This is a genomic window from Embleya sp. NBC_00888 (genome assembly GCF_045207655.1).
GTDB lineage: Bacteria > Actinomycetota > Actinomycetes > Streptomycetales > Streptomycetaceae > Embleya.
Genome location: NZ_CP108784.1, coordinates 5447228 through 5461441 on the forward strand (window position 1 = coordinate 5447228; position 14214 = coordinate 5461441).

Consider the following 14214-nt stretch of genomic DNA (forward strand, 5'->3'; position numbering starts at 1 on the left):
GGCGAACTTCGAACGGGACGGGAAACGGCACCGGTGCGCGGAACAGCACAGACGAGACGGGCACTGCGGCTTGTCGGCGTCGCGGGTGATCGCCCCCTGCTGCCGGTGATCGGCCTGGTCCTGCGCCTGCTGTCGTTCCTGGTGATCTTCGCGGTCGTGGTGCTGGCCGCCGCGACGCCGGAGAACGTGCACGTGGGACCGCTGCTCGCGGTCGCGCCCGCGCTGTCCGGACTCACCCAGACGGCCCCGCGCGGACCGCTGATCACCGGCGCGGTGGCGGCCGTGGTGGCGGTGGCGCTGACCGCGCTCGGCCAGGGCCGAGGCGGCGGCGAGCCGTTCATCACGCTCGTGTCGATCGCGCTGGTGACCACGACCGCGTGGGCCGGCGTACATGTGCGAATGCGCCAGGAACGCACCATCGAGGAGGTGCGCAGCGTCGCCGAGGCGGCCCAGGAGGTGCTGCTGCCCCAGGTGCCCCGGTCCATGGGCTCGCTCACCGTCGGTGTGCGCTACCGCGCGGCGGCGGCCGAGGCGCGGATCGGCGGCGACCTGTACGAGGTGGTGCCCACGCCGTTCGGTGTCCGGGTGGCCATCGGCGACGTGCGCGGCAAGGGGCTGGGCGCGGTGCGTACCGCCGCCGCGGTGCTCAGCGCGTTCCGCGAGGCGGCGTACGAGGAGCCGGACCTGCCGGGCGTGGCGCGGCGGCTCTCGGCGAGCCTGGAGCGTCGGCTCGGCGAGGACGACGAGGAGTTCGTCACGCTGATCCTGCTCGGCTTCCCGAGCGAACCCGCGTGCGTGGACATCCTCAACTGCGGCCACCCCGCGCCGCTGCTGCTGCGCGCCGCGCACGCGCAGGCGCTGGACCCGCCGGCCCCGACGCCGCCGCTGGGCATCCTGGACCTGCGCGAGTCGGACCTGCCGGTGCTGCGCGTGCCGTTGCAGCCCGAGGACCGGCTGCTGCTGTACACCGACGGGATCATCGAGGCGCGCAACGCGGCCGGCGAGTTCTACCCGCTGCCCGACCGCGCGCCCGACAGCCTGCCCGGCGTCGAGGACACCCTGGACCGGCTGGAGGCGGACGTGCAGCGGCACGTGGGCCACCCGCTCCAGGACGACGCGGCGATGGTGCTCCTGCGCTACCGGCCCGTGCTCGCCCGGCAGGACGGGCTGCGCGGGGCGCGCCTGAGCGCCTGAACCCCCGGCGCGCTCAACCCACGTTCACCTCCACCACCAGCGCGCAGTGGTCCGAGACGCCCAGACGGACCGCCTCGGTGCGGCGCACCGCCTCCGGACCGATCCCGTGTCCGAGCACGTGGTCGAACTGGACCCTGGGGTGATACGAGGGATACGTGGGCACCCGGGCCAGCGATCGCCAGCGCACGGCTCCCGCCCCCGCGCCGCGCCCGCGCCGACCCACCACCGCCTGCGGGATGCGCCCGGGCAGGTTGAAGTCGCCGAGCAGCAACTGCGGACCGGGCAGGTCGGCGGTGGAGCGGCGGATCCGGGCGAGCTGGGAGATGTTCCAGCCGGGCACGAAGGACAGGTGCGCCGCGAGCACCGTGAACGGTCCGTGCGGGCCCTCCACGACCGCCGCGAGCACCCCGCGGGGTTCGTCCGGCACGCGGGTCAGGCCGGGCCGGCCCTGCACCCGCAGCGGCAGGCTCAGCGGCGCGGCCGGGAAACGCCGGACCCGCCAGCGCGACACCGGCAGCCGGGACAACAGCGCGATGCCGTACCCGGGGCCGCCCTCGCCCCGTTCGTCCGCCGTGTACACCCGACGCTCGTCCGGTACCGGATCGTCCTCGGTCCAGCCGGACACGGGCGCCGGCACGCCGTGCACCGAGGCCAGGAAGCGCCACTGCGACATGCCCAGCGCCTCGGCCGCGATCGCCGCCTGGTCCGCGCCGCCCGAGCGCTCCTGATGCCGGTCGACCTCCTGGAGGGCCACGATGTCCGCGTCGAGATCGGCCAGCGCGGCGCGCAGCCGCTCCGGGTCGGATTCGCCGTCGGCCAGGTCCATGCCGTGCAGCAGGTTGAAGGTCGCGACACGCAACGTGGTCATCGCCCGACGGTAACCCCACCGGGTGCGGAGCGTGCGGCGATCGGCGCGCCGGCGCCCGGTGCCACCCGCCCGGGCGGCGGGCATATGGTCGAATCCATGAGCATCCCCGACCGCGACATCTCCGCCTATGTGCACGCGCACGCCGCCGACTTCTTCGCCGATCTGCGCACCTGGCTGGCCATCCCGTCGATCTCCGGCGACCCGGCCGCGGCGGCCGACGTCGAGCGCAGCGCGTGGTGGCTGGGCGGCGCGTTGCGCGACGCCGGCTTCCCCACCGTCGAGGTGTGGGAGACGTCCGGGCTGCCGGCCGTGTTCGCCGAATGGCCCTGCGCCGACCCGGACGCGCCCACCGTGCTGGTCTACGGGCACCACGACGTACAGCCCGCGGCGCTCGCGGACGGGTGGAGCACGCCGCCGTTCGAGCCCACCGACGTGGGCGATCGGCTGTACGCGCGCGGCGCGGCCGACGACAAGGGTCAGGTGCTCTTCCACCTGCTCGGCGTGCGCGCGCACCTGGCCGCGACCGGGCGGGACACGCCCGCGGTCAACCTCAAGCTGATCGTCGAGGGCGAGGAGGAGTCCGGCTCGGAGCACCTGCCGGCGCTGCTGCGCGAGCGCCGGGACCGCCTGGCCTGCGACGTCGTGGTGGTCTCGGACACCGGCATGTGGGGCGCGGACACGCCCAGCACCTGCACCGGCATGCGCGGCCTGGCCGAGATGCAGATCGACCTCTTCGGCCCCACCTCGGACATCCACTCCGGCTCGTTCGGCGGCGCGGTGCCCAACCCGGCGACCGCGCTGGCCCGGCTGATCGCCGCGCTGCACGACGAGGACGGCCACGTCGCGATCCCCGGTTTCTACGAAGGCGTCGGCGAACTCACGGACCGCGAGCGGGAGTTGTTCGCCAAACTGCCGTTCGACGAGGCCGCGTGGCTGGGCAACGCGAAGTCCGCCGCGGCGAGCGGCGAGGCCGGCTACAGCACGCTGGAGCGGGTGTGGGCACGCCCCACCGCCGAGGTCAACGGCATCTGGGGCGGCTACACCGGCCCCGGTCGCAAGACCATCGTGCCCGCCTCCGCGCACGCGAAGATCTCCTTCCGGCTGGTGGACCGCCAAGACCCGGAGCGGATCGAGCAGGTCGTGCGCGCGTGGGTGGCCGAGCGGCTGCCCGCCGGGATCCGCTGCGAACTCGACTTCGGCACCGGCGTCCGGCCGTGCCTGACCCCGCTGGACCACCCCGCGCTGCGCTCGGTGGTCCGCGCGCTCGGCCGCGCGTTCGACACCGAGATCCTCCACACCCGCGAGGGCGGCTCCGGGCCCGAGGCGGACCTCCAGGAGGTGCTGGGCGCGCCGGTGGTCTTCCTCGGCGTCTCGCTGCCCGACGACGGCTGGCATTCGGTCGATGAGAAGGTGGAGAAGCCGCTGCTCCTCAAGGGCGCGGAGGCCGCCGCGCACCTCTGGGAGGACCTCGCGGCGACCTGGCACGAAGCACGATCCGGGAGGGACGTCAGTTGATCCACCCCAAGCCTGTCGCCGGGCAGGCACTGGCCCGATCCGCCCTCGACCGGGCGGCCGAACACCGCCTGGACCAGGGGTGGTTGGATCGGGCCTGGCGCGCGCCGAAGACGCGCGTGCTGGTCCTGGGACAGGGCCGGGCGCACTGGTCGGGCGACACGGGCGCGCCGCACCTCGTTCTGGTCGATCCGGCACACGCGCCGGAGGGCGAGCGCTACCTGCTCGGCGTCGACGCGGCCGGCGTGTGCTACTTCGCGGTCTCGGTGGGGGAGTTGGCCGAGCCCGCGGCGGGAGTGCGCGAGGGCACCCTGCGCGAACTCGGCACACTCCTGGACGACCGGGACGCGGGCCTGCTCGTGCACGCGACCGGCCTGCACCACTGGCACCGCACCCACACGTTCTGCGCGCGCTGCGGGCAGCCGACCGAGATCGCCGCGGCCGGTCACGTGCGGCGCTGTCCGGCCTGCGGGGCCGAGCACTACCCGCGCACCGACCCGGCGGTGATCATGCTGGTGCTGGACCGGGACGACCGGTGCCTGCTCGGCCGCCAGGCGAGCTGGCCGGACAAGCGGTTCTCCACCTTCGCCGGCTTCGTCGAGCCCGGCGAGTCGCTCGAACAGGCCGTCGCGCGCGAACTGCACGAGGAGGTCGGCGTGCGTACCGCGTCCACGGAGTACGTCGCCAGCCAGCCCTGGCCGTTCCCGTCCAGCCTGATGCTGGGCTTCCTCGCCTACGCGGTGGACGAGCGGGTGCGGGTGGACGGCGAGGAGATCTCCGAGGCGCACTGGTACTCGCGGGCGCAGCTCAAGGAGGCGATCGACACGGGCGAGGTGGTCCTGCCCGGGGCGTTGTCGATTGCCCGCCACCTGATCGAGAAGTGGTACGGCGAGGCGCTGGACGAGGACAACCACTGGTAGCCGCGGCCCGCACGTGCGGCGGCCCGCGACGGGAATCCGTCGCGGGCCGCCGCTGCGCCGGGGTGCGGCTCGCCCGGGTTCAGGCGGCGAGCTCCGCCACGGCGGCCTTGACCTGGGCCAGGCTCGGGTTGGTCGCGGTCCACAGCGGCGCCCCGCCGTCGGGCGGCAGGATGACCAGCGTCGGCACGGTCTGGTTGCCGCCGTTCACGCTCATCACGAAGTCGGCGGCCTTGGGGTCGTGCTCGATGTTCACCTCGGTGTAGGCGATGCCCTCGCGCTCCATCTGGCTCTTGAGCCGGCGGCAGTAGCCGCACCACGTCGTGCTGTACATCGTCACGGGGGCCGACATCGTCATGCACTCCTTTGTGTTCGCCCGGTCCGGGAACGGTTGTCCACATCGGCAACATGTGCGCGGTCGGTTTGATTCCACACCTGTGCGGATCACCGGGGGCTGTGCACAACCGGCCTCGGGCCGAGGGGATGCCTGAGAGGATGGGCCGATGATCGCTTCCCCCGACGACGTCCTGGACGCGCTCGATCCCGAGCAGCGGCGGGTGGCCAAGGCCGTCGACGGCGCCGTGTGCGTGCTCGCGGGCGCGGGCACCGGCAAGACCCGCGCGATCACCCATCGCATCGCCTACGGCGTGCTGACCGGCACGATGCAGCCCGGCCAGACGCTCGCGGTCACCTTCACCGCGCGAGCCGCGGGGGAGATGCGCGGCCGGCTGCGCGACCTGGGCGTGCCCGGCGTGCAGGCGCGCACGTTCCACGCGGCGGCGCTGCGCCAGCTCTCGTACTTCTGGCCGAAAGTGTTCGGCGGAGCCCCGCCGCAACTGGTGGAGACCAAGTTCCCGCTCGCCCGCGACGCGGTGCAGCACTGCCGGCTGCGGGCCGATCGGGCCGAGCTGCGCGACATCGTCGGTGAGATCGAGTGGGCCAAGGCCACCCAGACCGCGGCGGACGACTATCCGCGCGTGGTGCTCGCGGCGGGCCGCAAGCCGCCGCGCGCGGCGGCCGAGATCGCCCACGTCTACGCGGCCTACGAGAAGATCAAGTCCGGCAAGGGCCTGATGGACTTCGAGGACGCGCTGCTGCTGACCATCGGCCTGCTCGACGAGCGCCCCGAGGTGCGCGAGGCGGTCCAAGCGCAGTACCGGCACTTCACCGTGGACGAGTACCAGGACGTCAACCCGCTCCAGCAGCGGCTGCTCGACCTGTGGGCGAACGAGGCGCGCAGCCTGTGCGTGGTCGGCGACGCGAGCCAGACCATCTACTCGTTCACCGGCGCCACACCCGCCTACCTGCTCGGCTTCCGCCGCCGCTACCCGGACGCGGAGGTGGTCGAGCTGGTCCGCGACTACCGCTCCACGCCGCAGGTGGTGGGCCTGGCCAACCGGCTGCTCGCGCACGCCACGGGCGAGGCCGCCAAGCACCGGCTGAAGCTGATCTCGCAGCGCGGCGAGGGCCCGGCGCCGCGCTTCGTCGAGCACGCCGACGAGCAGGCCGAGGCGGAGAGCACCGCGAAGCAGATCCGCGCGCTGATCGAGGAGGGCGTGCGGCCCGCCGAGATCGCCGTGCTGTTCCGTACCAACTCGCAGTCCGAGTCCTACGAACAGGCGCTGGCCGATCAGTCCGTGGCGTACCTGCTCAAGGGCGCCGAGCGGTTCTTCGAGCGGGCGGAGGTCCGGCAGGCGATGGGCTTCCTGCGCGCGCACGCCATCTCCGGCGGGTCCGAGGCCGAGCGCGGCCCGCTCGCGGGCGAGGTGCGCGCGGTGCTGGGGAACACCGGGTGGAGCGCACAGCCGCCCGCCGGATCCGGCCAGGCCCGGGAGAAGTGGGAATCGGTGGCCGCGCTGCTGCGGCTCGCCGAGGAGTTCGAGGTCAAGTGGCCGGAGGCGACGCTGCGCGACTTCACCGCGGAGTTGGCCGAGCGGGCGAGCGCGCAACACGCGCCGACGGTCGAGGGCGTCACCCTCGCCTCGCTGCACGCGGCCAAGGGCCTGGAGTGGGACGCGGTGTTCCTGGTCGGCCTCAACGAGGGGATGATGCCGATCGCCTACGCGGACACCCCGGACAAGATCGAGGAGGAGCGCCGGCTGCTCTACGTCGGGGTGACCCGGGCGCGCGAGCGGCTGACCCTGTCCTGGTCCCTGGCCCGCACTCCGGGCGGCCGGGGCCGCAAGGCGTCCCGGTTCCTCGACGGCCTGCGCGGCGCGGACGGCTCGCGCGGCCCGGGTTCCGCGCTGCCCGACGCGTTCCGTTCACCGGCCCGCGGCCCGGACGGTACGGTCCGGCCCCGGCGCAAGGTGGGCCCGGTGCGCTGCCGGGTGTGCGCCCGGGCGCTCCAGGACGCCGCCGAGCGCAAGATCGGGCGCTGCCTGGACTGCCCCTCGGACGTCGACGAGTTCCTCCTCGAGCAGTTGATCGTGTGGCGGCAGGGGCGGGCACAGGAGCAGAGCCAGCCGGCGTTCGTCGTCTTCACCGACGCGACGTTGACCGCGATCGCCGAGACCCGGCCGCTCAACGAGCGGCAACTGGCCGGGATTCCGGGGGTGAGCCGGACCAAGCTGGAGCGATTCGGTGACGACGTGCTCGCGCTGTGTGCCGGTCACGACCTCGCGATCGAGCCCGCGCCGGAGGACTTCGGGCACATCCCGGAGGACGAGGATGCTCCTGCCGGGGAGTGAGATCCGAGGGGTTTCCCTCGAGTGACGAGGACCATGCAATAAATCGTTTGCGTCTCGCTCCGAACCGCATCTACGCTCACGAGCACGGTCGGAACGTTCGACCGTGCTCGTCCATGAAACCTGGAAACACCTCTGCGGTGTTCCCCGAACCCTCTCGAAAGGAGGTGAACGTCGTGATTACCAGGAACTTGAAAGCCCAGCGTCAGGCGTTCACCGCCGCTTCGGTCGTGGTGTCGGTGGGCTCCGCCAAGCTGTCGCATGCCGATCTCTCCCTGTCCAAGTCCGGCCTGGCCGGGCTCCCCACGGATCTGTCCTATGCCGGGACCGATGCCCTGATCACCGCCTCCGCGCGACTGCGCGGCAACGGCAGTGGTGCGTCCGCAGTCGCGAGCGCCTCAGGTCTCGTCGGTCTGGCGGGCAGCGCCGAGGGTCCGTGGCAAGGCGAGCAGGCAGCGGCGACGCGTCGCAACGAGCGACCGTCGAACGCGGCGGCTTGCGAGCAGGCGCAGACGCAGGAATCGCAGCAGGCCAATGGAATGACCATGGCGGCCTTTGCCGGTAACAACGGGTATCCGTCCTGGAGGAACAGGACCTGACGTAACGTCAGGTCGGCACCCTCCAGGGCCGCGGAATCCCGAACACCGGGATCCGCGGCCCTTGTCTTTTGTCGGCTGTCAGCAGCACCGAGTAGCGACCACCGGGGACCCGAGTCCCACGAATCACAGGAGCACCACGTGCCCCACGGCAAACCCCCCGCACCCGGCAGCACAGCCACAGCGACATCGGAGGTAGACCTGATGACCCTTACCGCTTTCGAGGACGTCGAGCAGCTCGAGTCGACGATCCCCTGCCGTTCCTACGACCCGGAGGTCTTCTTCGCCGAGTCCCCCGAGGACGTCGAGTACGCGAAGGCCCTGTGCCGTGAGTGCCCCGTGCGCGAGATGTGCCTGCAGGGCGCGCTCGAGCGCCGCGAGCCCTGGGGTGTCTGGGGTGGCGAGCTCTTCGTGCAGGGCGTCGTCGTCGCCCGCAAGCGTCCCCGTGGCCGTCCGCGCAAGACGGAGGTCGCCGCGTGACCCCGCCGGCGGGACCCCGACGCACGAGCACCCGACACACCACGTACGCGCAGGAACCCATGAAGCACATTCACGACACGAACGCCGTTTTGCCCAATGACAGGAGCAGGGAGTTGCATCTCATCAACGAAGCCCTCGCGAGGGCTCAGATGGATCAACAGCTCCGTGAAGCGGAGCTCCAACGCAGGGCGTACCACGTCCGGATGGCGCGCAGGATGCGTCGTCGGGCGGAGGTCGCCTCCATGCGCGCGCGCCGGGCGCTGGCCATCGCGGTGATGTAAGCCGCCGATGTCGCCCGACCGGTACGCGGCACGCCGAAGGGCGGGCACCCCTCGAGGGGTGCCCGCCCTTCGGCGGTTCGCGGCGGCGCGGACGGGCCCTGACGCCCGGCGGTGTCCTAGGAGTTGTCGGTCTCCTCCGCGTCCTCCACGTCTTCGATCTCCTCGATGTCCTCGATGGAGAAGTCGAATTCCTCGGCCTCGTAGTCCTCGTCGACGAACCCGGGCAACCAGGTGGCCAGTTCATCGCGGAACGGCGCGGTCGCGCCGAGCTGACACAGCACGCCGATCGTGCTCAACGTGACCCGGTGGATCAGCAGGTAGCTCGGCGGCAGGTTGAGCTGGCGGGCCAGCGCGGACGCCGGATTGCGCGGGTCGCCGATCCGCGCGCCCTGCTCGCGCATCCAGGCCCGGGTGAAGGTGAACTCCTCGGCCTCGGCCGGCTCCAGGAACGGCAGCAGATAGTCCAGGACTTCGGCGGCGTCGAGCTTGATCGACGGCTTGACGAAGCCCTCGGTGCGCAACACCTGCATGACGCTGTCCGCGTCGCCCTCCAGCGCGAGTCGGAATGCCAGGCCGATCGGCTCGGGCAGCCCCTCGGGCAACCGGTTGACCGTGCCGAAGTCCAGGACGCCCAGGCGCCCGTCGTCCAGCAGCCGGAAGTTGCCGGGATGCGAGTCGGCGTGCAGCATGCCGGTGCGGGCGGGACCGGAGAACAGGAAGCGGCTGAGCATGTGCCCGGCCCGGTCGCGCTCTTCCTGGCTGCCCTTGTCGATCACCTGGGACAGCGGTTTGCCGTCCATCCACTCGGTGATCAGCACCCGCTCGGTCTGGTGCACCACGTGCGGCACGAAGATGTCCGGGTCGCCGTCGAACTCCACCGCGTGCGCGGTCTGCGCCTCGGCCTCGAGCTGGTAGTCCAGCTCCTCGGCCACCCGGGCCTTGAGCTCGGCGATCAGCGGCTTGACGTCGATGCCCGGGATCAGCGCGCCGGCGAAGCGCGCGACGTGCCCGAGCTGGTTCAGGTCGGAGATCAGCGCGTCGCCGGCCCCGGGGTATTGGATCTTGACCGCGACGGTGCGGCCGTCGTGCCACACCGCCCGGTGTACCTGGCCGATCGAGGCGGCCGCCGCGGGGCTCTCGGAGAACTCCTCGAAGAGCGAGCGCCAGTCCGCGCCGAGATTCTCCGCGAGCGCCTTGTGCACGGTACGCGCGGGCATCGGCGGCGCCGCGTCCTGGAGTTTGGTCAGCGCCGAGCGGTAGGGCCCGGCCACTTCCTCGGGCAGCGCGGCCTCGAACACCGACAGGGCCTGCCCGAGCTTCATCGCACCGCCCTTCAGCTCGCCGAGCACCTTGAAGAGCTGCTGGGCGGTGCGCTGTTGCAGTTCGGCGGCGACGATCTCGGCCGGTCTGCCGCCGATACGCCTGCCCAGGCCCAGTGTCGCCCGGCCCGCCACCCCCAGCGGGAGGGACGCGAGCTTGGCGGTGCGGGTCACGGCCCTACGCGGAAGATCGCTCACGCGACCCATTGTGTCCGACTCGGCGACGCGGCATGTGTGATGGGGCCCACCTCTTGCGCCGCGTGGGTGGCGCGGCAGTCGCAGCGCGGGTGTGGCGACCAGCTCCGGCGCCGGGTCAGGCCGTCCGGCAGCTCGATCTCCACGGTGCCGTCCACGGTGGTGGGCAGCGCGCCGTCGAGGAAGGTGAGCACCTGAAGGGCCGCCCGGGCCGCTACCTCGGTGGCGAGCACCACATCGCACGGGGTCTCGCCGGGGCCGGGCGCCGCCGCGAGCTGGGCCAGCAGGCGCGGCCAGCCCGGGTCGCGATCGCTGCGGGCCAGGTCCAGGCAGCGCCCGCACGCCGACCGGCCCACCAGCACGAACGGTCCGATCACCCCGGTGGTCTCGCGGATGTCCGCGTACAGGTGCGGGACCCGCTGCCGGATCAGGCGGGCGCCCGGCTCCGGATCCGGGCGGCCCTCCGGGACGAGCACCGCGACGTCGGGCGTGCCGCGTCCGGCGGGCAGCGCGCAGCGCACTCCCGGGGCGGAGCGACGCAGCGCGGCCCGCACGGTGGTCTCCCGACGCGGGCGCTCGTCGTCCCAGCCGAACGCCACCGGCCCGGCGTCTCCCGGGCGCACCGGACGGCGGTCGGCGGGCACCACGTGACCCACCCCGGCGGCGGCGAGCAGGCCGGCCACCGCGGCGCCGACCCGACCGGCGCCGTGCACCGCCACCACCGCGCGGGCGCGTCGGTCGAGCGCGGCCAGGCCCGCCTCGCCGCTGCCGTGCAGCAGCGCGAGCGAGGTCAGGTCCGGACCCAGCCGGGCGCGCTCGTGGGGCAGCGTGGGCACCGGGGTGGGCCGCCCGGAGGCGTCCTCCAGCACACCCTCGCGGGCCAGCAGGTTCAGCACCGCCTCGGCGTGCGCGCGAGCGAGGCCGACCCGTTCGGCCAGCTCCCAGGTGCGCTCCAGGTCCCGGGTGCCGTCCAACTGCTCGACGAAGCGGGTGGTGGTCGGGTCCAGGCCGCCCACCAGCACGGCCCGGCGCGGATCCAGGCCCAGTTGCAGGGTCTGTCGATCGCGCCACAACCGACGCAGGGCGGGCTTGAGGAGCGGGCGCATGAGAGGGCCTCCGGAGGAGCGGTGCACCGGGAACGGGGACGGCGACCGGGCGCGCGGGGCGACTCGGCCGATCCCAGCGTGCCCGCCCGGGAAGCGCCGGGTATTTCGTCGTCCACAGCCCGCGTATGAATATGCTATTTGGAAATATTAGGCCGAGAAGAATGGAATGGGAATAATCGAACGAATAGTGCTTATGCCCGTGAGAAGCGGTGTCGAATATCCCCCGGCCGGCCCGAAGCGGCGGCGCCCTGTCGGTGCCGTCGGTTAACGTCCTGGTTATGGTCGCGGATCCCGGGGCCGGACACGACATGCGGTCCGGAGCCCCCTACCAGGGTGCCGTCGAGGTGCGTCGCAGCGCCCGACGGAGACGAACCGTGTCGGCCTACCGGGACGGGGATCGGACCGTGGTCCTGCTCCCCGGCCGGATGACGCAGACCGAGGAGAAACGCTGGGTCGGCGTGATGCTGGAGCGCCTGGCCGCCCAGGAGCGGCGCCGGCGGCCCAGTGACGAGGATCTCGCCGCGCGGGCACTGGAGCTGTCCGCCCGCTATCTGGACGGCCGGGCCCGGCCCGCGAGCGTGCGCTGGGTGGGCAACCAGAACACCCGTTGGGGTTCGTGCACGCCGATCGACGGCACGATCCGACTCTCCACCCGGCTGCGCGGCATGCCGACGTATGTCGTCGACTATGTATTGCTGCACGAGTTGGCGCATTTGCTGGTGCCCGGCCACGGACCGCGTTTTTGGACACTGCTCGCCGCATATCCGCGGACCGAACGCGCGCGGGGATATCTGGAGGGTGTCGCCGCCGCGAGCGGACTCGCGATGAGCGACGACAAGGACGATGTGGACGCCGCGCCCGGCGCCCCGAAGTCGGCGGTGCCGGAACCGGCCCCGCCGACCCGCGGCCGAGCCGCCGCGGCGGGGGGTCGAGCGGCTCGCAAGGGCACCGCCGCTGCGGACGGTACGCGCGCCGGGACAACGCGCGATCGCACCGCCCGCAAGCCCCGCGGCTGACCCGGATCCGGCGCGCGAGAGTCGTCGCGGTGCCGGATTCGGGCGTATAGCGTGAGGCGCGTACACAGCCGGGAACCGGTCGCGGGCAATCGCTCGTCGCAAGCACGAGACTGCCGCCGGGCGTTTTGCCGTACCCGGACCGGGGCGGATCCGATGTTGTAGCGTGCCGTGCGCGGCGGGGACCCAGGTGGTGGGCGCCCGCACCGCCGGCGGCGGAAAAGCGGGGAAGGGAGCCACACAGTGGTCGAGTTCAGGAAGGGACAGAAGTCGAAGCTGTCCGACCTGACCGCGGGGACCGATCTGTATGTCGGGGTACATCTGGACAGTCCCGGGCTGACGTTCGACATCGCGTGCTTCGGGTTGGACGCGGGTGAGCGATTGTCCGACGATCGGTACTTCATCTTCTTCAACCAGCCCAAGTCGCCCGAGGAATCGATCCAGCTCCTGGGCGCGCAGGCCGGTGACACCGAGTCCTTCCGCGTGACGCTGGACCGGGTACCGCCGAACGTCAACAAGCTCGCGTTCACCGCGACCATCGACGGCGACGGCGTGATGTCCCAGGTCGCCTCCGGCTACCTGCGGATCGTGGCGGGCGGCCAGGAGGTCGCGCGCTACGCGTTCACCGGGCGCGAGTTCAGCACCGAGCGCGCCGTGATGATCGCGGACATCTACAAGAAGGACGTCTGGCGGTTCTCCGCCGTCGGGCAGGGCTTCGACGGCGGGCTGCGCGCGCTCCTGGAGAACTTCGGTGGCGAGGTCGCCGAGGACGAGCCGGACGAGGCTCCGAAGCCGGCCCCGGTACCGCCCGGCGGTGCCCCGGGCTTCGCCCCGCCCGGCGGCGGGATTCCGGCGCAGCAGCCCGCGCCCTCGTTCGGGCCGCCCGGGGGCGGCCCGCCGCCGCCCGCTCCCGCGCCGAACTTCGGTCCGCCGCCCGGCGCGCCGCAACCGGTCGGTTCGATGCAGGGCGGTCCGCCCCTCCCGCCGCAGTACAACGAGCCCGGCACGCCGCCGCACGGCGCTCCCGGCGGGTATCCGCCGCCGCCCGGCCCGCCGCAATACAACCAGCCCCAGGGCACACCGCCGCACGGCGCGCCGGGAGGCTACCCGCCGCCGCCCGGTCCGCCCGGCCCCGGCGGCTACCCGAACCAGACCCCGCACCAGGGCCACATGGCGCCGCCCGCGCATCCCGGCATGGGTCAGCCCGGCGGCTACCCGCCGCCGCCCGGCCCCGGTGGCTACCCGCCGCCCGGTGGCCCCGGCCCCGGCGGCTATCCGGGTGGCGGTCAGCCCGGCCAGATGCAGCCCACGCTCCAGATGCCGGTGCCCGGCGGCCCGCCGGCCCCGCCGCAGGGCATGCAGGGTGTCGGCGTGGCCTCGGCCGAGCCGGCCTTCCAGTACGGCGTCGAGCAGTACCGCGAGGTGCCCGCCGGCGGTCGCTGGACCCAGCAGAACGCCAAGATGGTCCGGGTCGACGTCTCCGGCGGCAAGGTGATCGCCCGCCAGGGCGTGATGGTGGCCTACCAGGGCGACGTGAAGTTCAAGTTCCAGGGCCAGACCCTGCGCAGCCGCTTCGACAACCGGCAGACCGGCCAGTCGCTCGAACTGATGCGCTGCGAGGGCAACGGCGAGGTGTTCTTCGCCGAGGACGCCGCGCACCTGCACCTGGTCGAGCTCCAGGGCACCAAGCTGTTCGTCAACGTGGCCAACGTGCTCGCCTTCGACGAGGGCCTGACCATGGAGCCGGCCCGGGTCGAGGGCGTGGGCATCCCCGGCGGCGCGCTGTTCGCGCAGACCTTCAGCGGCCAGGGCACGATCGTGATCAAGACCCAGGGCATCCCGCTGGTGCTCCCGGTGCAGGGCCCGACCTTCGCGGACAGCAACGCGATCGTGGCGTGGACCGACATGGACGTCTCCACCACGACCCAGATGCGGCTGCGCAGGACGGCCTTCCCCGGCCACAGCGGCGAGACGGTCAACCTGCAGTTCCGCTGCCCGCCGGGCGGCAACAACTTCATCGTCGTCCAGCCCTACGAGGTGTGAGGG

12 protein-coding genes and 1 pseudogene are annotated in these 14214 nt (G+C 72.8%); 9 read left to right on the forward strand and 4 right to left on the reverse strand.

What is annotated here, in order from left to right:
- Positions 1-33 precede the first annotated feature (33 nt).
- Positions 34-1194, forward strand: coding sequence for a PP2C family protein-serine/threonine phosphatase (locus OG948_RS23390; protein WP_406298362.1), 1161 nt, complete (start codon positions 34-36; stop codon positions 1192-1194).
- A gap of 13 nt (positions 1195-1207) precedes the next feature.
- Here the strand turns inward: OG948_RS23390 and OG948_RS23395 are convergent, their stop codons facing one another.
- Positions 1208-2062, reverse strand: a complete 855-nt coding sequence (locus OG948_RS23395) for an endonuclease/exonuclease/phosphatase family protein (protein ID WP_406298363.1) — start codon at positions 2060-2062, stop codon at positions 1208-1210.
- Between the two features lie 96 nt (positions 2063-2158).
- Here OG948_RS23395 and OG948_RS23400 point away from each other — a divergent pair, with 96 nt between their 5' ends.
- Together OG948_RS23400 and nudC are read left to right on the forward strand one after the other, a co-directional pair.
- Positions 2159-3577 (forward strand): dipeptidase, encoded by a 1419-nt coding sequence (locus OG948_RS23400; protein WP_406298364.1) that lies wholly within the window; start codon positions 2159-2161, stop codon positions 3575-3577.
- Positions 3574-4494: an NAD(+) diphosphatase gene (nudC, locus tag OG948_RS23405; protein ID WP_406298365.1), complete on the forward strand. Its 921-nt coding sequence runs from the start codon at positions 3574-3576 to the stop codon at positions 4492-4494. The genes OG948_RS23400 and nudC overlap by 4 nt, the downstream gene beginning before the upstream one ends.
- 79 nt (positions 4495-4573) lie before the next feature.
- Here the strand turns inward: nudC and OG948_RS23410 are convergent, their stop codons facing one another.
- A complete protein-coding gene (locus OG948_RS23410) occupies positions 4574-4843 on the reverse strand; it encodes a mycoredoxin (protein WP_395866285.1) in 270 nt (89 codons plus the stop codon).
- A 151-nt stretch (positions 4844-4994) separates the two neighbouring features.
- On the opposite strand from OG948_RS23410, the gene OG948_RS23415 reads away from it, so the two are divergent.
- From OG948_RS23415 to OG948_RS23430, 4 genes are all read left to right on the forward strand, one after another.
- The gene (locus tag OG948_RS23415; protein WP_406298366.1) at positions 4995-7181 is read left to right on the forward strand and encodes an ATP-dependent DNA helicase UvrD2; all 2187 of its coding nucleotides are present in this window, start codon (positions 4995-4997) and stop codon (positions 7179-7181) included.
- 164 nt (positions 7182-7345) lie between these two features.
- Positions 7346-7777: a hypothetical protein gene (locus tag OG948_RS23420; protein ID WP_406298367.1), complete on the forward strand. Its 432-nt coding sequence runs from the start codon at positions 7346-7348 to the stop codon at positions 7775-7777.
- Between the two features lie 138 nt (positions 7778-7915).
- Complete coding sequence (locus OG948_RS23425) at positions 7916-8254, forward strand: WhiB family transcriptional regulator (protein WP_026218651.1); 339 nt, start codon at positions 7916-7918, stop codon at positions 8252-8254.
- Between the two features lie 59 nt (positions 8255-8313).
- The gene (locus tag OG948_RS23430) at positions 8314-8535 is read left to right on the forward strand and encodes a hypothetical protein (protein WP_355541032.1); all 222 of its coding nucleotides are present in this window, start codon (positions 8314-8316) and stop codon (positions 8533-8535) included.
- 116 nt (positions 8536-8651) lie between these two features.
- Here OG948_RS23430 and OG948_RS23435 read toward each other — a convergent pair whose 3' ends face one another.
- The gene (locus tag OG948_RS23435) at positions 8652-10052 is read right to left on the reverse strand and encodes an ABC1 kinase family protein (protein WP_406298368.1); all 1401 of its coding nucleotides are present in this window, start codon (positions 10050-10052) and stop codon (positions 8652-8654) included.
- Entirely contained in the window at positions 10049-11155 is a 1107-nt protein-coding gene (locus OG948_RS23440; RefSeq protein ID WP_406298369.1) for a ThiF family adenylyltransferase, read from the reverse strand. Before OG948_RS23440 ends, OG948_RS23435 begins: the two co-directional genes overlap by 4 nt.
- A gap of 278 nt (positions 11156-11433) precedes the next feature.
- Between OG948_RS23440 and OG948_RS23445 the strand changes: the two are divergent.
- Positions 11434-11976 (forward strand): annotated as a pseudogene (locus tag OG948_RS23445) (M48 family metallopeptidase); the annotation flags it as partial.
- 435 nt (positions 11977-12411) lie between these two features.
- Positions 12412-14211 (forward strand): TerD family protein, encoded by a 1800-nt coding sequence (locus tag OG948_RS23450; protein WP_406298370.1) that lies wholly within the window; start codon positions 12412-12414, stop codon positions 14209-14211.
- Positions 14212-14214: the final 3 nt, after the last annotated feature.